General features: G+C 60.6%; 16 protein-coding genes, 1 tRNA gene and 1 riboswitch. Of the genes, 11 read left to right on the top strand and 6 right to left on the bottom strand.

The window, feature by feature from the left end; translation table 11 throughout:
- Positions 1-6: 6 nt before the first annotated feature.
- Genes KUIN1_RS15820 through KUIN1_RS15810 form a run of 3 tightly spaced genes read right to left on the bottom strand, consistent with a single transcriptional unit; the run spans position 7 to position 2827 of the window.
- The gene (locus KUIN1_RS15820; protein ID WP_116886607.1) at positions 7-798 is read right to left on the bottom strand and encodes an ABC transporter ATP-binding protein; all 792 of its coding nucleotides are present in this window, start codon (positions 796-798) and stop codon (positions 7-9) included.
- Positions 795-1817 (bottom strand): FecCD family ABC transporter permease, encoded by a 1023-nt coding sequence (locus KUIN1_RS15815; RefSeq protein ID WP_024641701.1) that lies wholly within the window; start codon positions 1815-1817, stop codon positions 795-797. Before KUIN1_RS15815 ends, KUIN1_RS15820 begins: the two co-directional genes overlap by 4 nt.
- Positions 1814-2827 (bottom strand): ABC transporter substrate-binding protein, encoded by a 1014-nt coding sequence (locus tag KUIN1_RS15810; RefSeq protein WP_116886608.1) that lies wholly within the window; start codon positions 2825-2827, stop codon positions 1814-1816. The genes KUIN1_RS15815 and KUIN1_RS15810 overlap by 4 nt, the downstream gene beginning before the upstream one ends.
- A gap of 130 nt (positions 2828-2957) precedes the next feature.
- Positions 2958-3156: riboswitch (cobalamin riboswitch) on the bottom strand.
- Positions 3157-3470: 314 nt separating this feature from the next.
- Here KUIN1_RS15810 and KUIN1_RS15805 point away from each other — a divergent pair.
- From KUIN1_RS15805 to KUIN1_RS15790, 4 genes are all read left to right on the top strand, one after another.
- Positions 3471-4166: a histidine phosphatase family protein gene (locus KUIN1_RS15805; protein WP_116886609.1), complete on the top strand. Its 696-nt coding sequence runs from the start codon at positions 3471-3473 to the stop codon at positions 4164-4166.
- On the top strand, positions 4133-5035 hold the full coding sequence (locus KUIN1_RS15800; RefSeq protein WP_060400268.1) for a phosphatase PAP2 family protein: 903 nt from the start codon (positions 4133-4135) through the stop codon (positions 5033-5035). The genes KUIN1_RS15805 and KUIN1_RS15800 overlap by 34 nt, the downstream gene beginning before the upstream one ends.
- 20 nt (positions 5036-5055) lie before the next feature.
- On the top strand, positions 5056-5730 hold the full coding sequence (locus tag KUIN1_RS15795; protein ID WP_152092117.1) for a response regulator transcription factor: 675 nt from the start codon (positions 5056-5058) through the stop codon (positions 5728-5730).
- A gap of 205 nt (positions 5731-5935) precedes the next feature.
- Positions 5936-6011, top strand: a tRNA-Asn gene (locus KUIN1_RS15790).
- A gap of 371 nt (positions 6012-6382) precedes the next feature.
- Here the strand turns inward: KUIN1_RS15790 and mapR are convergent.
- The gene (mapR, locus tag KUIN1_RS15780; protein ID WP_060400270.1) at positions 6383-7792 is read right to left on the bottom strand and encodes a GntR family transcriptional regulator MpaR; all 1410 of its coding nucleotides are present in this window, start codon (positions 7790-7792) and stop codon (positions 6383-6385) included.
- Between the two features lie 427 nt (positions 7793-8219).
- Between mapR and KUIN1_RS15775 the strand changes: the two genes are divergently transcribed.
- A complete protein-coding gene (locus KUIN1_RS15775; RefSeq protein WP_058398217.1) occupies positions 8220-9707 on the top strand; it encodes a SulP family inorganic anion transporter in 1488 nt (495 codons plus the stop codon).
- 23 nt (positions 9708-9730) lie between these two features.
- Here the strand turns inward: KUIN1_RS15775 and KUIN1_RS15770 are convergent, their stop codons facing one another.
- Positions 9731-10906, bottom strand: a complete 1176-nt coding sequence (locus KUIN1_RS15770; protein WP_024659985.1) for a sensor histidine kinase — start codon at positions 10904-10906, stop codon at positions 9731-9733.
- Between the two features lie 5 nt (positions 10907-10911).
- Complete coding sequence (locus KUIN1_RS15765) at positions 10912-11601, bottom strand: response regulator (RefSeq protein WP_003435879.1); 690 nt, start codon at positions 11599-11601, stop codon at positions 10912-10914.
- A 98-nt stretch (positions 11602-11699) separates the two neighbouring features.
- Between KUIN1_RS15765 and KUIN1_RS15760 the strand changes: the two genes are divergently transcribed.
- The 6 genes from KUIN1_RS15760 to KUIN1_RS15735 all read left to right on the top strand — a co-directional run bounded on the left by KUIN1_RS15760 (position 11700) and on the right by KUIN1_RS15735 (position 21860).
- Positions 11700-13172: an efflux transporter outer membrane subunit gene (locus KUIN1_RS15760; protein ID WP_103714899.1), complete on the top strand. Its 1473-nt coding sequence runs from the start codon at positions 11700-11702 to the stop codon at positions 13170-13172.
- A gap of 19 nt (positions 13173-13191) precedes the next feature.
- On the top strand, positions 13192-14040 hold the full coding sequence (locus tag KUIN1_RS15755) for a MipA/OmpV family protein (RefSeq protein WP_103714897.1): 849 nt from the start codon (positions 13192-13194) through the stop codon (positions 14038-14040).
- A 16-nt stretch (positions 14041-14056) separates the two neighbouring features.
- On the top strand, positions 14057-15190 hold the full coding sequence (locus tag KUIN1_RS15750; RefSeq protein ID WP_152092116.1) for an efflux RND transporter periplasmic adaptor subunit: 1134 nt from the start codon (positions 14057-14059) through the stop codon (positions 15188-15190).
- Positions 15187-18240 carry an efflux RND transporter permease subunit gene (locus KUIN1_RS15745; RefSeq protein ID WP_116892792.1) on the top strand — a complete coding sequence of 1018 codons (3054 nt, stop codon included), beginning with the start codon at positions 15187-15189 and terminating at the stop codon, positions 18238-18240. Before KUIN1_RS15750 ends, KUIN1_RS15745 begins: the two co-directional genes overlap by 4 nt.
- Before the next feature lie 73 nt (positions 18241-18313).
- Positions 18314-19555 carry a M20/M25/M40 family metallo-hydrolase gene (locus tag KUIN1_RS15740; protein WP_003411431.1) on the top strand — a complete coding sequence of 414 codons (1242 nt, stop codon included), beginning with the start codon at positions 18314-18316 and terminating at the stop codon, positions 19553-19555.
- A 595-nt stretch (positions 19556-20150) separates the two neighbouring features.
- The gene (locus KUIN1_RS15735; protein ID WP_003407394.1) at positions 20151-21860 is read left to right on the top strand and encodes a ShlB/FhaC/HecB family hemolysin secretion/activation protein; all 1710 of its coding nucleotides are present in this window, start codon (positions 20151-20153) and stop codon (positions 21858-21860) included.
- Positions 21861-21879 lie beyond the last annotated feature (19 nt).

The raw sequence follows: 21879 nt of genomic DNA, 5'->3' as shown, positions 1-21879 counted from the left end.
GCGCTTTCAGCGCGAGCGCAGGCGCAGAATCTTCGCCCCGTCACCGGGGTCGGTCAGCCAGTGCGCCACTACGCCGAAGGTGCTCAGCAGGCGTTCCGGAGTCAGCACCTCGAGCGGCGCACCCAGCGCGACCAGCCGACCCTTTTCCATGACGGCCACACGGTCGCAGTCCAGCGCCTGATTCAGGTCGTGCAGGGCAATCACGGTGGTCACCGGCAAGGCCCTGACCAGGCCGAGGATGGTCAGTTGGTGCTGGATGTCCAGATGATTGGTCGGTTCGTCCAGCAGAAGGATCTGCGGCCGTTGCGCCAGCGCCCGGGCGATGTGAACGCGTTGCCGCTCGCCACCGGACAAGGTGTGCCAGGCGCGTTTTTGCAGGTGCAGCATGTCCACATCCTGCAACGCCTGGCGAACGATCGCGTCGTCCTTTGCACTCCACGGCTCCAGCGCCGACAGCCAGGGCGTGCGGCCCAGTTCGACGGCATCCAGCACGGTCACGGCGTCGCTGGTTTCAGCCTGCTGCTCGACCACCGCCAGCAGGCGCGCCACGTCCCTGCGGCTCAACGCTTCAAGTGCTTGCCCGCCCAGGCTGACCGAGCCGCTGACCGGCTTCTGAATACCGGCCAACAGCTTGAGCAGGGTGGATTTGCCCGAGCCGTTGGGACCGACCACGGCCAGGGTTTCACCGGCGGCAATGCTCAGTTCGACATCGCGCAGCAGCGCTGCCCCACGTACCGAATAACCCAGACCGGCACAACCGAGCACCGGTGCATTGAGCGAATGGGGTAAGGCGTTCATCGCGTGCTGTTGCCCCGGATAAGAATCAAAGCGAAGACCGGTGCGCCGATCAGTGCGGTAATCACCCCGATCGGCAGCGCCTGACCCTTGATCAGCGTGCGCGAGAGGATATCGGCAGCTATCAGGAACAGTGCGCCGCTCAAGGCACTCAGCGGCACCAGCCGGGCATGCCGGACACCGACCAGCATGCGTACCGCGTGCGGGATCACCAGCCCGACAAAACCGATGGAGCCGACAATCGAGACCATCACTGCGGTGACCAGCGCGGCGGTAGTGATCAATATGATCTGCACGCGGCGTACCGCGATCCCCAGTGACGCCGCCGAGTCGCTGCCGAAGGTGAACGCGTCCAGCGCTCGCCGGTGCCAGAGGCACACCAGCAGACCGACCAGCACTGTCGGCACTGCCAGCCAGACCGAGTGCCAGCGCACGCCGCTGAGGTTACCCAGCAGCCAGAACATGATGCCGCGTGCCTGCTCGGAGCTTGCCGATTTGGTGATCAGAAACGAGGTCAGGGCATTGAACAGTTGCGAGCCGGCGATCCCGGCCAGAATGATCTGCCCGGCTGCCGTGGTGCCGCGTGAAGAGTGCGCCAGCAGGGCGACCAGCGAAAATGCCGCCACGGCCCCGACAAAGGCGCCCGCCGACATCGAGATTGCGCCTGCACCGAAGCCCAGAATGGCGACCAGTACCGCGCCGGTCGAGGCCCCTGCGGAAATCCCCAGCAGATACGGGTCTGCCAGCGGGTTGCGCAATAACGACTGCAACACCACGCCACAGATCGCCAGCCCGGCCCCGCAGGCGGCTGCGACAATGGCGCGGGTCAGCCGGTAGTTCCAGACGATGCCTTCGTCTATAGGGTCGAGCACATAGCCGGCGGCCCAGAGTTTGTTGGCCAGCACCTGAAAGACCACGTTCAGGCTGATCGAGGTTTCGCCGATCGCGGCCCCGATCATGATCGCCAGCACCAGCACGGCCGAAACCCAGAGCACATGACTCAATGCTATCGGCAATCTCATTTGGCAGCGTTGAAACGGTTGGCGGCGTCAGCCAGTTCCTCGAACCCGGTGAACAGACGCAGGCCAGCCTGCATGCCCTCGGCGTCGATGATCACGATCCGGTCATGCTTGACCGCGTCCATGTTGCGGGTCACCGGGTCGGTCTTGAGGAATTCGATTTTTTTCAGGTAATCGTCGGCCGGGAAACGGCGGCGATCCATGCGCGCGATGACCAGAATGCTCGGGTTGGCCTTGGCGATGGTTTCCCAGCCCACGGTTGGCCACTCTTCGTCGGACTGAACGATATTGCGCATGCCCAGGCTGTTGAGCATGAAGTCCGGAATACCTTTGCGGCCTGCCACGAAAGGGTCGCTGGCAAGGTCGGAGCTGGAGAACCAGAACAGCGCCGAGACGTCGTTGGCCTTGTTCTGCCTGACGTTGGCAATCGCCGCGCTCAGGCGGGCCTTGAGGTCAGTAACCAGCGCGTCGCCGCGATCCTGCACATCGAAGATCTTCGCCAGTTGCCCGATGCTCTTGTAGATGGTCTCGATGCGGAATGGCTCCAGACGTGTGCCATCGGCACCGACCAGATTGTCCTTGCCTTCGCAGTCGGACGGCAGGATATAAGTGGGTATCTTCAGGTCATGGAACTGCTCGCGGGTGCCGACCACGCCCTGTTTGCCGACCATCCATTCCAGTTGCACGGCCACCAGTTCCGGGCGCTTGCCGATCACCGCTTCGAAGCTGGGCTCGTTGTCGGCCAGTCGTTCGACCTTGTCGTTCTGCGCCTTGAAGCGTGGCAATACGTTGTTGAACCACAGCGAAGTGCCGACCAGTCTGTCGCCCAGGCCCAGTTCATAAAGCATTTCGGTGCCGGCCTGGCCAATGGTCACAGCCTTGGCTGGCGCATGCGTGAAGGTCAGGGTCGCGCCACAGTTTTCAAGAGTCAGCGGGTACTGAGTGGGGGCGGCGAGGGCCAGGGTGGACAGCGTCAGGCTGGCAGCGAGTGCGGCGAGGCGGGGCAGCGACATGGAATGCGGTCTCCGTTGGAGCAGGTGCCAGGGCGCAATGCACATCAGGAAACACATCCCCGGATGATGACCGGGCACGGCGGGAAATGCCGACGCGTGCGGATGTCCTTCCCGGACACCCCGCCGGTTAGTGGGTTGAAGCGGGTCGGCAGGTCTCCTGACTGACACGTCATCGCCAGGCTCCGGCCTTCCCGGATCACGATCCAGTGGCAGTCATGGAGCAGGCTCGGTGCCTACAGTTGCGGGGGCAGTTTCGTTTTTCGCCTGGTGAGAAAGGCGTGCGAATTCCCTGTTAGTTCCTCTCGGAAACCGACGCGCGGCATGGTAAACGATAAGCGTTTTAGTGGCTAATCCTTTGCAGCGCCGCTGCAGCAGACCGCCGGCCAGGTCAAAATCGTCCCGATGGGCACGGAACTTTCCGGAAAAACGCTTAAATTATCTTCATGTTCACGCCCGTAAAACCGCAAAGCCCCATTCCAGAGGGCTCGCGTGAAAAATATGGCGCTGGGCCACAACACGTTTTTCACATCTTCTTCACTGCATCGGGACGATGCTGAACCTATCTTGCCTGCATGGGAGCGGCGCAGACCTCGGGCACTCCCTGGGTCAACGCCAGACATAGGTTCATGGCAGGAGTGGTCCCTTGACCGACACGATAATCAACAAGAATGTGCTGCCCCGTTCGGGCATCAGTCAGCGCTACAAATTGCATCGGCACATCGTATCGATGTCTGTTGCCGTCGTGCTGACGGCTATCTGCGCGTGGTTCTACTCGGCCTTCTCGGGCGTGCACGTGGTGGACCTGGGGGTGGGCAGCAACCTGAGCGTTTCCGGCCTTCGCGAGCACTGGCGACAAGGCGATGTGGTGGTGATGATTCGCCATGCCGAACGCTGTGACCGCTCGAACAATCCGTGCATGAGCGACGCCGACGGCATTACCTCCAACGGCCGCGACGCCGCTCTGGCGGTGGGCGCCGGGTTGCAGAAAATGGGCATGGACCACGCGCGCATGATCGCCAGCCCCAAGACCCGCACGCAACAGACTGCGCAACTGTTGGCCGGGCACGCGGTGGCTGGCCAAGACTGGATCAACGACTGTGACAGCGGCTTCATGAAAGCGGTGCAGGCTCACAAGGTCAGCGGCGAGAACATGGTACTGGTCACTCACAGTGGCTGCATCGACCAGTTCGAACGCAAGGCCGGCGTACCTGGCGGCGAGCGCTCCAGTGAGTACGCCCAGGCGTTTTTCGTACAAATAGACGGCACACACCCGCCGAAAATTCTCGGCTCTCTGAATGCCGGGCAATGGGCAAACCTCAACAGCGAGCAATTCAATTGACGACCTCTTCCAGCGCCAGGCTGCGGTTTTACGGCATCAACCTGGGTGTACCGGTGTTTTTCGCTTTACTGGTCTTCGTCACCTTCGACCTGACCACGATCGACCGGCAACTGACTGATCTGTTTTTTGATTCTACGGCCGGGGTGTTTCCCATCGGCCAGAGCCATCTGTTCGAGAACATCACGCACAGATGGGCGCGGATTCTTCCGAACTGGACCGGAGAGCTGGCGATCATCGGTGCGATGCTGTCCTTTGTCTGGCCGTTGCTGGAAAAATATGATGATTCGCGCCTCGCGAGGCGGCTGACGGGTTCTCGGTTGGGCACCTTCCTGCGCTTTGCACGCAGGCACCGGCTGGACTTCTTTTTCGTCATCGTTGCCTTTGCGCTGAGCACCGCCATGATCCATTACCTGAAGAGCCATACCAGCGTTTATTGTCCTGTCGAAACCACCTTGTACGGTGGCAGCCAGGCGCACATCGAGTGGTTCAGGAATTTCAACCTGCTGCACGAGGCCGGCGCCGGGCGATGCTGGCCGGGCGGTCATGCGTCAAGCGCATTCAGTCTGCTGGCCCTGTACTTCGTGGCTCGTCGCTACTGCTGGCGGCATTCGAACATTCTGCTGGCGGGCATTCTCCTGCTCGGGATGATTTACGGCACCACGCGGGTACTGCAAGGCTGGCACTTCATGTCACACACCTTCTGGGCGGGTATCGTGGTGTGGCTGAGTACACTGCTGGTCGCCTTGTGCTTCTATGGTCGATCAAGGTTGCAACAGCCGATTCACCAGGCGGTGGCCGTCAACAGACCTGATGCATTCGTCACGCAGCCTGCAGACTCATTGGTAACAGGTTCCCGGTCGGCCGGGTAGAAAGACAAGAAGGCGCGGCAATGAACATTCTGGTTATTGAAGACCACCGTGATATTCACGATAACCTGCTGGAATTCTTCGAACTCAGGGGGCATGCGGTAGAAGGGGCGCTGGACGGCCTGAGCGGGCTGCACCTGGCCGCCTCGAAACGCTTCGATGCGATCATTCTCGACATCATGCTGCCCGGCATCGACGGCAATCAGATCTGCCACAGCCTGCGCCAGTATTCGAAGTCGGAAGTCGCGATTGTGATGCTCAGCGCGCGCGATGAACTGGATGATCGGCTCACCGGTTTCAAGGTGGGGGCCGACGATTACATCACCAAGCCGTTCGCAATGTCCGAAGTACTCGCCAGGGTAGAAGCGATCGTCAGCCGACGGCAGCGCCAGGACAACCGGATGATGGTGGTCGCCGACCTGCAGTTCGATCTGGATACCCTTGAAATCACCCGCAAAGGCGTGCCTTTGAAGCTCAACCCGACCAACATGAAACTGCTGGAACTGTTGATGCGCAAGAGCCCGCATATCGTCAAGCGCTCCGACCTGGAAGAGGCGCTTTGGGGTCGTGATGCCCCGAACAGCAGCAGCCTGCGCAGCAACATTCATGTGCTCAGGCGGGTACTGGATGGCGGGCACGACACGCCGTTGCTGCACACCGCCCATGGTATGGGTTACAAGCTGTGCGTGCAGCGCTGAGGCGCGTTCAGTCGGCGTTGAACAGGCAACTGACTCATTCGATCAGGGTCCGGGGTGAAGAATACCTTTCACTACCGGATCAAGCAGGTGAGCGTGTGTTATGAACTGTGCCCCTGTCTGGCCGGAAATGACATCCGGATGAACGAGCAGGATTTTTTTCTGCTCTGCTTGACTTCCTTTTCCGAATCAGTAACATAGCGCTCATTCCGCGATAGCTCAGTTGGTAGAGCAAGTGACTGTTAATCACTGGGTCCCTGGTTCGAGTCCAGGTCGTGGAGCCAGACAATACTTCAAAGGCAATGTATAAGGCCTTTGAACAAGAAAAACCCGCCTAATGGCGGGTTTTTTCGTTTTGGCGGTAATGCAACGCGGCTTCAGTATTCCTGGCTCGCGGCGCCTCAATATGGCGAAATAGTCCCCAACAAACCCACCGCGATTGCCAACAATAAAAAACCTATCAAAGAAAGTCCGAGCTTGCCCATGAGCGTCTCCTGCTGATCGATCCGTCTGTAACGAGCCGCAGGCGTCGCTCTTGGCGGTCATCCTGCGCGTTTGAAAGCGCTGCCATTATCGTGCTCGGACTGATTCTGGTACAGATTCAGAAACGGCTTAAAAATACGGATCAGTTGCCTTTGTGAAGGCATGAAAATGCTCAGAACGACGCGAGGATACGCCCCAGCATCGCCATGGCCTGCTCGCTGCGTTCATCCCAGGGTGTGCCGTAGTTGAGACGCGCGCAGTTCTTGAAGCGCCTGGACGCGGAAAAGATCGGGCCGGGTGCCAGGCTGATGCCCTGCGCGAGTGCGAGTTGAAAGAGCTGCAGCGAATCAACCTGCTCGGGGAATTCGAACCACAGAAAGTAGCCGCCGACGGGGCGGGTGACGCGTGTCGCCGCCGGGAAATAGCGGGCGGCAGCAGCGAGCATCGCGCCTTGTTGCAGTTCGAGGGTGTCACGCAGTTTGCGCAGATGGCGGTCATAGCCACCGTGCTTGAGGTAGTCGGCGAGCGCGGCCTGGGCGGGGACCGAAGGGGAGAGGGTGGTCATGAGCTTGAGGCGGTCAATCTGTTCGGTGTAACGACCGCCTGCCACCCAGCCGACCCGATAGCCGGGCGCGAGGGTCTTGGAAAACGAGCTGCAGTGCATCACCAGTCCGCTGCGATCCAGGCTTTTCACCGGGTGAGGCGCGTTGGCGCCGTAATACAGTTCGGCGTACACATCGTCCTCGATCAGCGGGATCTGCTGCTGTTCCAGCAGGTCGTAGAGCCTGATCCTGTTCGCCTGAGTCATGCTCGCGCCCAATGGGTTCTGAAAGCTGCTCATGAACCAGCAAGCCTTGATCGGCAGGCGTGTCAGGCTGTCCTGCAGCGAGTCGAGGTCCACGCCGTCACGCGGATGCACGGGGATTTCGACGGCTTTCAGCTTCAGACGCTCCAGCACTTGAAGGCAGGCATAGAACGCCGGGGCTTCGATGGCGACCAGGTCGCCGGGCTCGGTGACGCACTGCAGGCACAGGTTCAGGGCTTCCATCGCGCCATTGGTAATGACCAGTTCGTCCGCCGGCAAGCGCACGCCACTGATCATGTAGCGCAGGGCGATCTGTCGGCGCAGCTCGGGATTCCCGGTGGTCATGTCGCTGACGATGCCTGCAGGCGTCAGCGCACGCACAGCTGACGCCATCGACTTCGCCAGGCTCGCCAGCGGATACAGGTGCGGGCTGGGAAACGCCGAGCCGAACGGTACGGTGTCCGGGTCCTTGAGCGAGCCGAGCACTGAAAAGATCAGGTCGCTGACGCCCAGTTCGGTGCCTTCGCTGGTGTGTCTGATCAGTTCAGGCTCGGTCAGTGCATTGGCGGCATGCTCGCGCACGTAATACCCGGAGCGTGCGCGGGCCTGAATCAGTCCCTTGTCTTCCAGCAGGTAATAGGCCTTGAAGACCGTTGCCGGGCTGACGGACCAGGTGCGACTCGCGACCCGTACGGACGGGACTTTTTCCCCGGCGGGCAGGACGCCGCTGCGAATCATTTCCGAGATGTCGGCGGCGAATTTTTCGTAGCGTTTCATAAGCGGCATCGAATCGACAAGGCTGCATCATGAGCGAAACCGGCCATAACGAACAGAGACACAACAGCTGTAAAAAACAGTATCAGATGGCTTGTTCACGTGTTTCAGGGGGTTGCGCCATCCGTCACTCAGGTCGTTCGGAGAGATGACTTACGCTTGAACCCCTCAAACGGATAGGTCTATGATGCCAGCGCCTTACGACCCATCGAAGGAAATAGACGTGCCCCGTTACAACTGGCTGCCTACGCCGCCTTAGCGCTACGCCCCCCTCGCAACACCTGACTGCCTTCTTGCTGCAGTCGCCCGTTGCTGCGCCCGTTTTTTGGTCGCCGCCACTCCCAATCTGACTACTCAATCGAAAACCGATGCTCCTGCTCGTCCGGCAATCGCTGCCGTGCGTCTTGCTGCGTCTGTCACAGGTATTCCCATGTTAGAAAAAATCAAAGCTACGTGGTTTTCCAACGTTCGTGCCGATGTATTGGCCGGGCTTGTTGTTGCATTGGCCCTGATTCCAGAGGCCATCGCGTTCTCCATCATTACCGGGGTAGACCCGAAAGTCGGGCTTTACGCGTCGTTCTGTATCTGCGTGGTCATCGCTTTCGTGGGCGGGCGCCCGGCGATGATTTCTGCGGCCACCGGTGCGATGGCCTTGCTGATGGTGAATCTGGTCAAAGAGCACGGGCTTCAGTATTTACTGGCCGCCACCTTGCTCTGCGGCGTACTGCAGATCATCGCCGGCTATCTGCGCCTGGGTGAATTGATGCGCTTCGTTTCACGCTCGGTGGTTACCGGGTTCGTGAATGCACTGGCAATTCTGATCTTCATGGCCCAGTTGCCGGAATTGACCCATGTGACCTGGCCGGTGTACGCCATGACCGCAGCGGGCCTGGCAATCATCTACCTGTTCCCGCGTGTGCCGGTGCTGGGAAAGCTGCTGCCTTCGCCGCTGGTGTGCATTCTGGTGCTCACCGCGATTTCCATTTACATGGGGCTTGATGTACGAACCGTGGGTGACATGGGCGCAATGCCCGACAGCCTGCCGACCTTCATGTGGCCGGACGTCGCGCTCAACCTCGACACGCTGTTGATCATTCTGCCGTATTCCGCCGCGCTGGCCGTGGTGGGCCTGCTGGAGTCGATGATGACCGCGACCATCGTCGATGACCTGACCGATACCACCAGTGACCGAAACCGTGAGTGCAAAGGGCAGGGCATTGCCAATATCGCCACGGGGCTGATCGGTGGCATGGCTGGCTGCGCCATGATCGGCCAGTCGATGATCAACGTGAAGTCTGGCGGCAGAACACGTCTTTCAACCCTCAGCGCAGGTTTGCTGCTGTTGATCATGATGCTGTTTCTGGGTGAATGGCTGGCGCGTATTCCGATGGCGGCGCTGGTGGCGGTGATGATCATGGTGTCGATCAGTACCTTCAGTTGGGGGTCGATCCGCAACCTCAAGGAATACCCGCTCTCGACCAACATCGTGATGGTGGTCACCGTGGTGGTGGTCGTGGCGACCCACAACCTTGCCTATGGGGTGCTGGTCGGGTCTCTGCTTGCCTCGATGTTCTTTGCCAGCAAGATCGCTCATTTCCTGGAAGTCACGTCGCATCGTGATCCGTTGCACAGCCATCGCACCTACTACGTGACCGGCCAGGTATTCTTCGCCTCCGCTGACCGTTTCATGGCCTCGTTCGACCTGCGCGAAAGCCTCGATACACTGGTCATCGATCTGCGCGAGGCGCATTTCTGGGACATCACCGCTATTGCCGCACTCGACAAGGTGGTTTTGAAACTGAGAAAAGCAGGTATCAGTGTGGACGTTATCGGCATGAACCGCGCCACCGCCACGCTGGTGGACCGGTTTGGTGTGCATGACAAGCCGGACGGTATCGACTCGTTGATGGGGCACTGATCTGCGGGGCCGGGCAGACAGGCTCAGCCCGGAATCTCCAAGCGGATGACGGATCCTCCGCCTGGTCTGTTGCGGACCTCGATAGTGCCGTCATGCTCGAGGCAAATGGCCCTGGCGATGGACAGGCCAAGGCCGCTGCCTCCCGAATAGCGCGCCCGCGAACGTTCGGCACGCCAGAAACGGTCGAATACCTGTTCGAGGTTCTCCGGGCCGAAACCGGGGCCACGGTCCGAGACGCTCAGTTCCATGCGCCCTGCGCTGGCTCTGCCGACAATCAGCAGCTCTCCGCCCATCGCCGAATAGCGCAGCGCATTATCGACGAGAATATTCACCACCTGACCGATCCGGTCACGGTCGGCGTTGACGGTCAATTTCCGCGGAATATCGATCGTCACGACGACACCGGCCTCATCGAGCGGTGCGGCAAACCAGCCCAGCCGTTCGACCACCAGTTTCTCAAGGGAAAACTCCGTCTTGTCCAGGGTCAGCTGACCCGCGCTGGCGAGCGAGAGCAGGTGCAGATCACTCACCAGTTTGTTCAACTGGCCGAGCTGGCGGTGGACCATTTCCAGTTGTGCCAGGTCACGCGGGAACACCTCGTCGATCATGCCTTGTATGCGCCCCATGGCGGCATTCAGAGGCGTACGCAGCTCGTGGGCAATCATGGCGCTGGATTCGCTGACTTCCAGTTCGTAACGGCCGAGCTGGGTGGTCATGGTGTTGAAGTCGCTGACCAGTGCCTGTAGTTCGTCCGGGCCGTTGGTGCTCATCGGCAGGCGTGTCTTGAAATCACCCTGGGCGACCTGACGTGCGCCTCTGGCAATCGAGGAGAACTGGCTTGAAAGCGGACGGGAAAACAGAAAGCCGAAGAATATGATGATCGGGATCGCGATCGACACCAGCGCTGCCAGTACCCACCATTCCTTGTTGGCAATGCCCGGCAGCAGGTTTTCGATCGGGTAATACTCGACGAACAGTTCGCGCAGCTTGGCCATGTCCAGGGTGGGCTCGGCCTGCAGTCGAAGGAATTCCATGCGCACGTCGGCCGGCATTGCCTGCAGGGTGAGCCAGTCAGAGACCGTGACGTGCAGCCACATGCAAAACGCGATGACGATGACCGCACCGACGGCGAGCATGCTCATGCGCATGCCGACCCAGTGCCACAACGGTTTTTGTCTGTGCCTGAAAAAATGTCGCATGAGGATTACCTGAATCGATAGCCGACCGAACGGACGGTGACCAGCACGTTTTCCACGCCATGGATCTCCAGCTTGCGCCGCAGGTTATGCACATGCGCATCGACAACCCTGGCCAGCGCCTCGCTGTCGGGCAGGCAGATTTCCAGCAGTTCTTCGCGAGTGAAGGCCTTGGACGGCGTTTTCAGCAGCGTTGAAAGGATCTTGAACTCGGTAGGTGTCAGGTCGAGTACGGTCTCTGCGCCATCCTGACCTTCAATGATCGCGGTGACCGCATCCAGCTCCACCAGCAGGTTCTGGTAGCGCAAATGACGCTCGTTATTGCCGTTCTGCTGGGAGCGCCGCAGAACCGCGTGCACGCGGGCCACCACTTCCCGAGGGTTGTAGGGCTTGACCACATAATCGTCGGCCCCATAGCGCAAGGCACCGAGCTTTTCCGGTTCGTCGCCCATGGCGGTGACCATGATCACCGGCGTGTCGCTGCAGCGCCGGACTGCCGAAAGCACGTCCGTGCCACTGACAAGCGGCAGCATGACGTCCAGCAGAATCAGGTCGGGTTTCCACTGACGGTGCATATCGATACCGCGCTGACCGTTTTCGGCCAGCCCGACGTTGAAGCCGTCACGACGCAGGTAAGCCTCAAGAATGCTGGCACTGTCGGCATCGTCTTCAACGATAAGAATGCGTTTTCCTGACACGAGCGCGCCTCTTGATCAAATCTTGATAATTCACGAACGGTTTGTTGAAAGTCGACGTTCAGGATGCTGCCCAGAGCCCACTGTCGCGGACAGATCCTATGCCGATGAGTACACCGCTGTCCAAGCGTATCCGCAACCGCCGCCGGTATTGCCTGGCCATGCTGGCGAGCCTGGTTCTTTCGGGCTGCTCGTTGATACCGGCCTATCAGCGTCCAGCGTTGCCGGTCCCTGTCGATCAGGTGTCTGCTGTTGTCCCGGCCTCGAGTACTTCCGCCGACCTGACGCTCACTGCCGACGAAGAAGCGCTCGCTGCCGAGTTGTCGCCAAAGGTCGAGCTGCGCGGGCTGCTGCAATCGGCGCTGGCGTTCAATCGCGATTTTCGTGTGGCGGTGCTGCGTGTGGAGGAGGCCAGGGCAATGCGCGGCATTACCCGCGCCGATCGCGTTCCGACCCTTGCTGCAGGTGTCGAGCGCGATCGTCAGCACTTCGATAATGCGGCCGCCGACGAGCGTTATGGTCAGGACATTTCCATCGCGTCGGTGGGCGTCTCTGACTTCGAACTGGATTTTTTCGGGCGCGTGCGCAGCCTGTCGGAGGCGGCGCGGCACGATTATCTGGCCAGCACCTACGGCCAGCAGGCGGCACGCAGTGCGCTGGTTGCGGAAGTCGCCCGCGCCTGGCTGGCCGAGCGTCTGGCCGCCGCCGTGCAGCAGGATGCGCAGGCGGTTCACGAGGCGCGGCTGATGCTGGTCAAGGCGGCCGAAGAGCAGCAGCGTCAAGGTGCACTTTCGCTGGACGATCTGATGGTTCAGCGCCTCGACACTCTGACCGCGCAACAGCAGGTACAGGATGCGGCAAGCGATCACGCCAACGCGTCGCAGGCCTTGTTGTTGCTTACCGGCTATTCGACAGCGTTGCCCGCGACTAAGCCAGATACCCCTGAGCTGACCGCCGCGTTGGTCGAGACGCCGGCCTGGCTGTCGAATCTGCCGTCTCAGCGTCTGCTGGAGCGTTTTGACATCCGCCACCGCGAAGAAGCGCTCAAGGCCAGCAATGCCAACATTGGTGCTGCCCGTGCGGCGTTCTTTCCGTCCATAAAACTCAGTACCGGCGTGGGCTTGCAGAGCGACAGCCTGCGCACCTTGTTCAGCAACGGCAGCGGTGCCTGGCTGTTCACCCCGCAATTGAATCTGCCGCTGTTCGACGACGGGCGTAATCAGGCCAACCTGGATCTTGCCAAGGTGCGTCAGCAGATCGCGGTGGCTGAGTATGAAAAGGCCGTGCAGAACGCCTTCCGTGAAATGTCCGCCGTGCTGACCCGCCGTCAGCAGGCCCTGAACCAGGTCCGCAACGAGGTCGAGCGGGTGGCGCTGGTCCAGGAAAAAGTGCGGCGCCTGTCCTTTGAACTCAATGCGGGCGCCGTCGAGCGCACGGCATTGCTGGTTTCCACTCTCCGTATTGCCGAAGCCGACGCAGCTGCTCGCAAGTCCCTCGATGCGCTGCAGCAAAACCGCATCGATGTGTTTCGAGTGCTGCGCGGAGCAGAACCGACAACCCCACCCCAATCCTGAATGAAACCGGAGTATCCCCATGAGCCCTGCAATCTCTCGTACTCACCTGCGCTCTGCGCTGCTTAAACCTGTGCTGACCGTGTTGATCACCTCTGCGGCCATGACCCTGGCCGGTCAGGCCTGCGCGCAGGACAGCACTGCTCAAGACCAATCGATGCTGGGTGACAGGTTCAACGTCAATTTCGGACTCGGCATGGCCGTGCTGCCGCGCTACATGGGGGCTGATGAATACCGCAGTCAGGTGGTGCCCATGCTGACGGTCCAGCGTGGCATCTTCTTCGCCGACACCACGCGCGGTCTGGGGCTGCAATGGCAGTCGGATTCCGGGTTCGGTGCCAGCGCTGCACTCAATTACGATTTCGGTCGTACCGAGAAAAACAGTACGAATCGGCCTGGTTCCAACGAGCTGATAGGGATGGGTACCGTCAAGGGCGCGACCGTTGGCGACTTCATGGTTTCTCAGCAACTCATGCCGTGGCTGTCCGTCAGTGCCGAGGCCGAACTGCGGGTGGCTGGCGAAAAGCGTGGCAATCGCTATCGGTTGGGCTTCGAGGGCATCGCTTATCACAGCCAGACCGACACGGTGACCCTCGACATCGATGCGCACGCCGGTGACGGTCGTTACAACCAGACCTATTTCGGCGTGAGTCCGATTCAGAGTCAGCGCACCGGCTTCTCCCGTTTCAACGCAGACAGCGGCATTTACGCGTACTCGGCGGCGCTCGCCTGGCAGCATACCTTCGACGCCCACTGGTCAACCGTCGCAAGCGTCGGGGTGACGCACTACACCGACCAGACCCGGGGCAGCCCGTTGGTCGAGACCGATGCCGAAGGCAGTGGCCTGATTGTCTTGAATTACGCTTTCTGAAGGGTTGAAGCCTGCCATGCGATTGAATCCTGATGCGTTTCTGGCTCTACGGCGGTGTGTGTCACGCGCTTGCGGCGTGGTGCTGATCACTCTGATGATCAGTGGTTGCGGTGATAAACAGACGGCCAGTGCTCCGCCTGTCCGGGCGGTCAAGGTTGAGACGGTGCGGGCAGGAGAGGGCGCTGCGCTGCGCTTCATCGGCACTGTTCGAGAGCAGGAGCGCGCCAGTCTGGCGTTTGAATCGGCAGGCACCCTGACAGAGCTGCGGGTCGACATTGGCGATAGCGTCAAGCCGGGCCAGGTGCTCGCCCGCCTTGATCCGCAGCCTGCGCAATTGCGTCTGCAGGAGGCGCAGGCCGCTTTGCGGCTGGCTCGGGCCCAGGCGCTGGAGCGCCAGCGTAACTTCCAGCGTCAGCAAAACCTGCTCGCAGCGGGCAGTGTCGCCCAGAGCGTGGTCGAGTCGGCCCAGTCGTCCAGTGAACAAGCCAGCGCCGAGCTGATCCGCACGCAAGCCGAGCTGGACCTGGCCCGTCGCGAACTGGATCGCACCCGCTTGATCGCCCCCTTTGCCGGGCGCGTGGTGGCCCGCCATGCACAACCGCAGAACTTGTTGCCCGCCGGGCAGGTGCTGCTGGATGTCGAATCCGCTGCAGAGCAACAAGTGGTGGCAGCTGTTCCGTTGGCACTTGCCGATTCGCTTCAGCCTGGCGACCTCGCCATGGCCTCGAATAGTGCAGACGTTACGGCAGGGTTTGATCTCGCCCTGGAAGGCATTTCGCCCCGAGCCGATGACGGGCTGGTCAGAACGGCCGTGTTCCGAGTGCTGCGGCCTGCCGGCAGGCTGCCCAGTGGCGTCACGCTGCTTGTGCAAATGCATCCCGCTGCCGACGCACAGGCACTGTCGGTTCCGGTGCAAGCATTATGGATGGGGACCAGCAGCCACCTTGCCGAAGTCTTCGTCTACCAGTCAGGAGGAACAGTCGCCGTCCGCTCTGTCACGCTGGGTACAGTCAGAGAAGGCCGTGCACTGATCGTCAGCGGGCTGGTCGCAGGTGAGCAGGTGGTCACCGCCGGCGCCGCCTTTCTGCAGGACGGTCAGCCCGTCACGCTGTTTCACTCAGACACTCGCCTGAGCGGTGCCACGCAATGAACCTTACCTCCCGCGCCATGGGCGCTAGCCGTTTGACGCTGTTTGCCGCCTTGCTGATTTTGCTGGCTGGTGTCGTTAGCTTTTTGAGCTTTCCTTCTCAGGAAGAGCCGTCGGTGACCGTTCGCGACGCACTGGTCAGCGTGTCTCTGGAAGGGCTGCCCGCAGAGCGCACCGAGGAACTGCTCGCCAGGCCGCTCGAAGAGCGTATCCGTGAACTGGCCGAGATCAAGAACGTGCTCACCACGGTCCAGCCTGGCCGAGTGATCGTGCAGGTCACGGCGTATGACAACGTCAAGGATCTCGGGCTGCTGTGGCAACGGCTCCGGGCGAAGGTGAGCGAAACGAGCGGTGCTTTTCCGCCTGGCACCCAAGGGCCTTTCGTCGATGATGATTTCGGTCGCGTCGCCGTGGCTTCGGTCGCGCTGACCGCGCCGGGTTTCACCATGAGCGAGATGCGCGGCCCGATCAAACGCTTGCGCGATCAGCTGTATGCGCTCAAGGGCGTCGATCAGGTCCAGTTGTATGGACTGCAGGATGAGCGCATTTACCTCGACTTCAATCACCAGACGCTGGCCGCCGCCGGACTTTCCCCGCAACAGCTGCTTCAGCAACTGCAGGCCCGCAACCTGATCGCAACGGGAGGCAACCCGGTCATCGGGCAGCAGAGCACCACGCTTTCGATCAGTGGCGAGGTGCTTTCGCCGGAGCAACTTCGGCAGTTCCCGGTGCAGTTGCCCAGTGGTCAGAAGGTCGAGTTGCAGAACCTGAGCAGGGTATCGGTGAGCCCTGTCGACCCGCCTGAAACCGAAGCGATCTATCAGGGACAGGACGCCGTGGTATTGGCCGTTTCGATGCAGCCAGGCCTCAATGTGCAAACGTTCGGTGATGCCTTGCGCAAGCGACTCGGTGAGCTGGAGCAGCAACTTCCGACGGGCTTTACCTTACACGTGGTGACCTTCCAGTCCAGCGTGGTCGAGCACGAGATGAGCAAGATGTATCACGTCATGGCCGAGACGGTTGTGATCGTGATGTGCGTGGTCATGCTGTTTCTGGGCTGGCGCACCGGGCTGGTGGTCGGGGTGATTGTGCCCTTGACCATCCTCAGTACGCTGCTGGTCATGCGCGCCCTGGGGATCGAGCTGCAGACGGTGTCGATTGCCGCGATCATCCTGGCCCTGGGGTTGCTGGTGGATAACGGCATTGTCATCGCCGAAGACATCGAGCGACGCCTGCATGCGGGAGAGGATCGACGGCGCGCCTGTGAGGAGGCAGGGCGCACCTTGATGGTCCCTCTGCTGACCTCTTCACTGGTCATCGTGCTGGCGTTTTCGCCCTTCTTTCTGGGGCAGACCAGCACCAACGAATACCTGCGGTCGTTGGCGGTTGTGCTCGCCACGACGCTGATCAGCTCCTGGCTGCTCAGCGTCACGGTGACGCCTCTGTTGTGCTTCTATTTCGCCAGGGTGCCGGCCGTCACGGCGTCGGCTGATGAGGCTGATGAGTATGCCTCGGTGTTCTACCGTGGCTATCGCAAGGTCATCGAGGGGTTGCTGAATCACTCGCTGCTCTTCATTGCCTGCATGATGGGGTTGCTGGCGTTGGCGGTCGTGGTGCTGACCCGGGTGCCGTACGATTTTCTGCCGAAGTCGGACCGCATGCAGTTCCAGATCCCGCTGGTGCTGGAGCCCGGCAGCAGCTCGCGTGACACGTCACAGGCGGTGCGTGATATCAGCCAGTGGCTGAGCAGCGATCAGGATGTGGAGCACAGCATTGGCTATGTCGCCAGTGGCGGGCCGCGTATCGTGCTTGGCCTCAATCCCCCGTTGCCCGCGCCGAATATCGCGTACTTCACTGTCAGCGTGCGCGAAGGCGCGAATCTCGATGCGGTGATCGAGCGCACACGGCATTTCATCCTCGCGCAGCACCCCGAAATCGAAGCGCAGCCCAAGCGATTCTCGATGGGCACCACCGAGGCGGGGATTGCGGTCTACCGGGTCATCGGTCCTGACGAGAACGTGCTGCGCGGTATTAGCCGGCAGATCGAGCAGGCGTTATCGGCGTTGCCCGGAACCCTGGACGTGCACGATGACTGGCGGACCCGATTGCTGCGTTACGACGTTGTCGTCGATCCGTACAAAGCCTTGCAGGCCGGTGTTGCCACTCAGGACATCGCCCAGGCCCTGCAGCTGAGAAACAGCGGGCTGTCCGTGTCGTCGCTGCAGGAGGGCGATACTGCTGTCGCCATTGTGGCGCGCGAGCAGAGCACACTGAGCAAACCGGGCAATGATCTGGACAGCACATTGATTTACCCTGCTTCCGGGGGCGCGCCGTTGATGTTGTCGGCCATTGCCACTGTCGAGCCCAGGGCCGAGGCATCGACCATCCAGCGGCGTAATCTGCAACGCGCGATCACAGTGGTCGGACACAATCCGTCAATGACAGCGACCTCGATCGTCGAGCAGTTGGCCCCGCAGATAGCTGCAATCAGCCTGCCGGCGGGTTACCACATCGAACCGGGTGGCGAAATAGAAGACTCGGCCGAGGCCAATCAGGCGCTGTTGCAGTACATGCCACACGCGCTGGTCGCGATGCTGTTGTTGTTCGTCTGGCAGTTCAATTCGTTCCGCAAGCTGCTGATCGTCATCTCCAGCGTACCCTTCGTGCTGATCGGTGTGGCGCTGGCATTGGTGCTCACCGGCTATCCGTTCGGCTTCATGGCCACCTTCGGGCTGCTGTCGCTGGCCGGCATCATCGTCAACAATGCCGTGCTGCTGCTCGAACGTATCGAGGCTGAGCGCGAGCAAGGCCTGGCGGTGCGTGACGCAGTGGTCCATGCCGCGATCAAGCGCTTGCGGCCGATCGTGATGACCAAACTGACCTGCATCATCGGGCTGGTGCCGCTGATGCTGTTTGCCGGTCCGCTCTGGGAGGGCATGGCGATCACCATCATGGGTGGCCTTGCATTGGGCACGCTGGTGACACTGGGCCTGATTCCGATCCTCTACGCGCTGCTTTTCAACCGCTTCGAGCGCTGGCGCAAGGCGAGCTGAGCCATGACGGCCGGTGCCTGTGTAAGGTATGGTCCTGAAAAACCTCGACGAACCGAACACAAGGATGAAACACATGCGCTCATTTTCCCGCTCGCCACTGGCTGCTCATCTCGCCTTGGCGCTTGCGTTGACAGCTCTGGCACCGGCGGCCATGGCCGAACCGCACAAGGCCATCCAGGCCGATGCCGAGCAATACAAGGACGAAGCCTTGAAACTGCTGGAGCGTCTGGTGAACATCGACTCGGGTTCCGGGTATGTACCGGGCCTGACCAAGGTCAGCGACATCGCGATCGAAGAACTGAAAAAGCTCGGTGCCACTATCGAGCTCGTTCCAAATACGCCAGAAGCCAGCAACCACGTCATCGCCACCCTGAAAGGCACCGGCAAGGCGAAGATTCTGCTGATGGCGCACATGGACACCGTGTTCAAGGAAGGCTCCGCGGCCGAGCGTCCATTTCATATCAAGGACGGGCGTGCCTACGGCCCAGGCGTGATGGATGACAAGGGCGGCATCGTTGCGGCTATTTATGCGCTGAAGGTGCTGCACAACCTGAAGTTCACCGACTACGCGCAGATCACGGTGCTGCTCGACGCCAGTGAGGAGACTGGCTCAGGCGTCGCTACCGAGCTGATCAAGAAAACCGCGAAGGAGCATGACGTCACGCTCAACCTGGAGCCGGGACGTCCGGCCGACGGTCTGGTGGTGTGGCGCAAAGGCTCGGCAACCGCGCTGGTCGAAGTCAAGGGCAAGGCTTCGCATGCAGGCGTTGCGCCTGAACTGGGACGTAACGCTGCTACCGAAGTTGCCCATCAGATCCTGCAACTCGGCAAGCTGGGTGACGAGGAGAAGAAAACCACCATCAACTTCACCGTGCTCAAGGCGGGAGACCGCACCAACGTGATTCCTGATCAGGCCAGCGCCAAGGCCGATGTGCGTGCTGCCGTACCGGAGGAGTTTGACCGCGTCGAGCAGGATCTGGCCAGGGTGTCGGCCAACAAGCTGGTGCCTGATACCGAGGTCAAGACCAGCCTGGTCCGTGGCCTGCCACCGATGCCGCAAACCGCGCAGTCCGATGCATTGGTCGCGATGGCGCAAGGCATCTACGGTGAGCTGGGCCGCACCCTGACCATCGAGGGCAGCGGCGGGGCGGCGGATTCAAGCCTGTCTGCCAGCGTGGGTACACCGACGCTGGACGGCTTCGGGATTGTAGGCGGCAACATCCATACGCCCGAAGAGTATGCCGAAGTGGGCAGCGTGGCGCCGCGGATCTACTTGCTGTCGCGAATGATCATGAAGTTGTCCGGGCAACAGTGATTCTACAGGCCTCCCGTGCGTGGCGCGGGAGGCTGTAGAGTTTAAACAGATACAGGGCTCCCCCCGATACTGCATACAAAGGGAGGTGGCGCTGATTCTGGCGTAGCGGTTCATCGTCGAGTGGTGGCCGACAACTAGTGGTTATTACTCATCCCCGTTTTTCTCATGCGCCACATCACATGGCTTTACCGAACCCCGCTGTCTCTGTTGGCACGCTAACCATACAGAAAGGACCGTCTTCGCGGCTCCAGAGCCCTGGAAGGTCAGCTTGCTTTCGCCTGTTTCCTTAACCCATAGTCCTTTTATTAGTGTGTCTGCGGCCATGAGCCGAGCCGGTTTTCGCGTGCTAGCCGATTAGCGTTTCTGCATATATTTAATTACGACCTTAATACTACGTCGAAAAGATACGCTCCTCCCTATCAATACTAAGCACATGATCCTTGGGCGCAGGCTAAAGGTCCGCACTGTCAAAATTAACTTCAAAAAAAGTTCAACAAATCGGATACAAGGTCGATACAAATAATTGACGCCGCTATGATGGCGTTCTAACATTGCCCTCCTTTTTGATATCAATATGCTACCGCAAGGACGCGCCGTGTATCCTCATGCTTCGAAACTGGCTTTGCTGCTCCTGCTCGCCATCGCGTCAGCTACCTCGCTTGCAGCCACTGCCCCCGCCAGTTTGCCAGGTGACCAGGATCTTATTCGTGACCGTCAGGACCGCCTGCTCGAAGAGCAGCGCCGCCGTCTTGAAGAACTCAAGGATCTGCCGGGCAAACAAGCCACGCCCGCTGCCCCGACTTCCCCGGCCGATACACGTTGTTTCACCATCGATCGTATCGAGCTCAAGGGCGCCGACTCGCTGTCTTCTGCCGAGCGCGATGCGCTGACCAAACCCTATATTGGCAAGTGCCTTGGTGTCGCGCAGCTCAATGAACTGCTGAAAGTCATCACCGATCACTACCTCGAAAAAGGCCTGGTGACGACTCGCGCCTACCTGCCGCAGCAGGACCTGTCGACAGGCGACCTGCAAGTGCTGGTCATCGAAGGCAAGCTGGAGCATCTGCGTGGCGATACCGCCAGCGGTCTGTCAGCGCGTGAGCTGGCCATGACGTTTCCCGGCAGCGAAGGCCAGATGGTCAACCTGCGCGAAATCGAGCAGATGGTCGATCAGCTCAATCGCCTGCCATCCAATCAGGCGCAGATGGAACTGACCCCCGGCCAAGTCGTCGGCGGCAGTGACGTAGTGGTCAAGAACACCCCGCAAAAACCATGGCGAGCCAACCTGTCGCGTACCAACGAAGGCCAGCGCAGCACCGGTGAGCAGCAATGGAACGCCGGCCTCGAGTGGGATAATCCGTCAGGGCTGGCCGACCAGTTCAGCCTGCGCGGCGGCCACGATGCGATCAGCGATCGGCAGAAAGCCTCCCGCAATGCCTCGCTTGCCTACAGCCTGCCGTGGGGCTGGTGGACGTTCAGCTACCTGTACAACACCAGCGAATACCGTTCGGTGGCGCAGGCCTCGAACGTCAACTTCAAGCAGGACGGCGATAGCCAGAACCACCAGTTCAAGGCCGAGCGGGTCGTGTATCGCGACGCGCTGAGCAAGACCTCGCTCAATGCCGGTCTGTCCTACCTGCGCACCAACAACTACGTCGAAGACAGCAAACTGGCGGTCAGCAGCAATCGCATCACCGAGGCGCAGTTCGGTATCAACCACGGGCGGCGGGTTGGCTCGGCGTTCGTCAACATCGATCTGGGCATGCAGCAAGGTATCGGTGCACTGGACGCGCAGGGCAACCACGATCCTCGCCCGGGTGAAGCCGATGCACGTTATCGCAAATACACCGGCACCCTCAGCTACCTGCACCCCTTTCAACTGTGGGGCGAAAACCTCAGCTTTACCAGCCTGGCCACCGGGCAGCGCAGTGAGGATGTGCTGTTCAGTTCGCAACGCACCAGCCTGGGCGGATCGGCATCGGTGCGCGGTTACAAGGATGAGTTTCTGTCGGGCGACAGCGGTGGTTACTGGCGTAACGAGTTGCGCCTGACTCGCCCGGTCACCCTGGACTGGATGCGCCCGGTGTTCGCCGAGTATGGCGCGGCCGCCGGTTACGACCAGGGTGTTATCCGCAACGACCGTTACAACGGCGAGCAGCATGGGCGCTTGTCCAGCAACTCGTTCGAGCTGTTTACCCGAGGCCAGCACGTTGCTGCCTCAGTGACCTTCGCTCATTCCCTGGAACGTCCCGATGTGATCGAACGCGAAGCGCCGATCTATTTCCGTATGGACTTTTTCCTCTAATCACACCGTATTCAACCCA

The sequence above is a fragment of the Pseudomonas sp. KUIN-1 genome (genome assembly GCF_009176725.1).
In the GTDB taxonomy this organism is placed as follows: Bacteria; Pseudomonadota; Gammaproteobacteria; order Pseudomonadales; family Pseudomonadaceae; genus Aquipseudomonas; species Aquipseudomonas fragariae.
Note: the sequence above shows the minus strand (reverse complement) of the source record. Positions and strands in the feature narration are given on the sequence as shown.

What these genes read in the sequence shown, in the direction of transcription:
- mapR (WP_060400270.1), bottom strand. Translation starts at nt 7,792, where the DNA reads ATGAAACGCTACGAAAAATTCGCCGCCGACATCTCGGAAATGATTCGC.
- KUIN1_RS15810 (WP_116886608.1), bottom strand. Translation starts at nt 2,827, where the DNA reads ATGTCGCTGCCCCGCCTCGCCGCACTCGCTGCCAGCCTGACGCTGTCC.
- KUIN1_RS15775 (WP_058398217.1), top strand. Translation starts at nt 8,220, where the DNA reads ATGTTAGAAAAAATCAAAGCTACGTGGTTTTCCAACGTTCGTGCCGAT.
- KUIN1_RS15745 (WP_116892792.1), top strand. Translation starts at nt 15,187, where the DNA reads ATGAACCTTACCTCCCGCGCCATGGGCGCTAGCCGTTTGACGCTGTTT.
- KUIN1_RS15770 (WP_024659985.1), bottom strand. Translation starts at nt 10,906, where the DNA reads ATGCGACATTTTTTCAGGCACAGACAAAAACCGTTGTGGCACTGGGTC.
- KUIN1_RS15815 (WP_024641701.1), bottom strand. Translation starts at nt 1,817, where the DNA reads ATGAGATTGCCGATAGCATTGAGTCATGTGCTCTGGGTTTCGGCCGTG.
- KUIN1_RS15750 (WP_152092116.1), top strand. Translation starts at nt 14,057, where the DNA reads ATGCGATTGAATCCTGATGCGTTTCTGGCTCTACGGCGGTGTGTGTCA.
- KUIN1_RS15795 (WP_152092117.1), top strand. Translation starts at nt 5,056, where the DNA reads ATGAACATTCTGGTTATTGAAGACCACCGTGATATTCACGATAACCTG.
- KUIN1_RS15820 (WP_116886607.1), bottom strand. Translation starts at nt 798, where the DNA reads ATGAACGCCTTACCCCATTCGCTCAATGCACCGGTGCTCGGTTGTGCC.
- KUIN1_RS15760 (WP_103714899.1), top strand. Translation starts at nt 11,700, where the DNA reads ATGCCGATGAGTACACCGCTGTCCAAGCGTATCCGCAACCGCCGCCGG.
- KUIN1_RS15740 (WP_003411431.1), top strand. Translation starts at nt 18,314, where the DNA reads ATGCGCTCATTTTCCCGCTCGCCACTGGCTGCTCATCTCGCCTTGGCG.
- KUIN1_RS15755 (WP_103714897.1), top strand. Translation starts at nt 13,192, where the DNA reads ATGAGCCCTGCAATCTCTCGTACTCACCTGCGCTCTGCGCTGCTTAAA.
- KUIN1_RS15800 (WP_060400268.1), top strand. Translation starts at nt 4,133, where the DNA reads ATGGGCAAACCTCAACAGCGAGCAATTCAATTGACGACCTCTTCCAGC.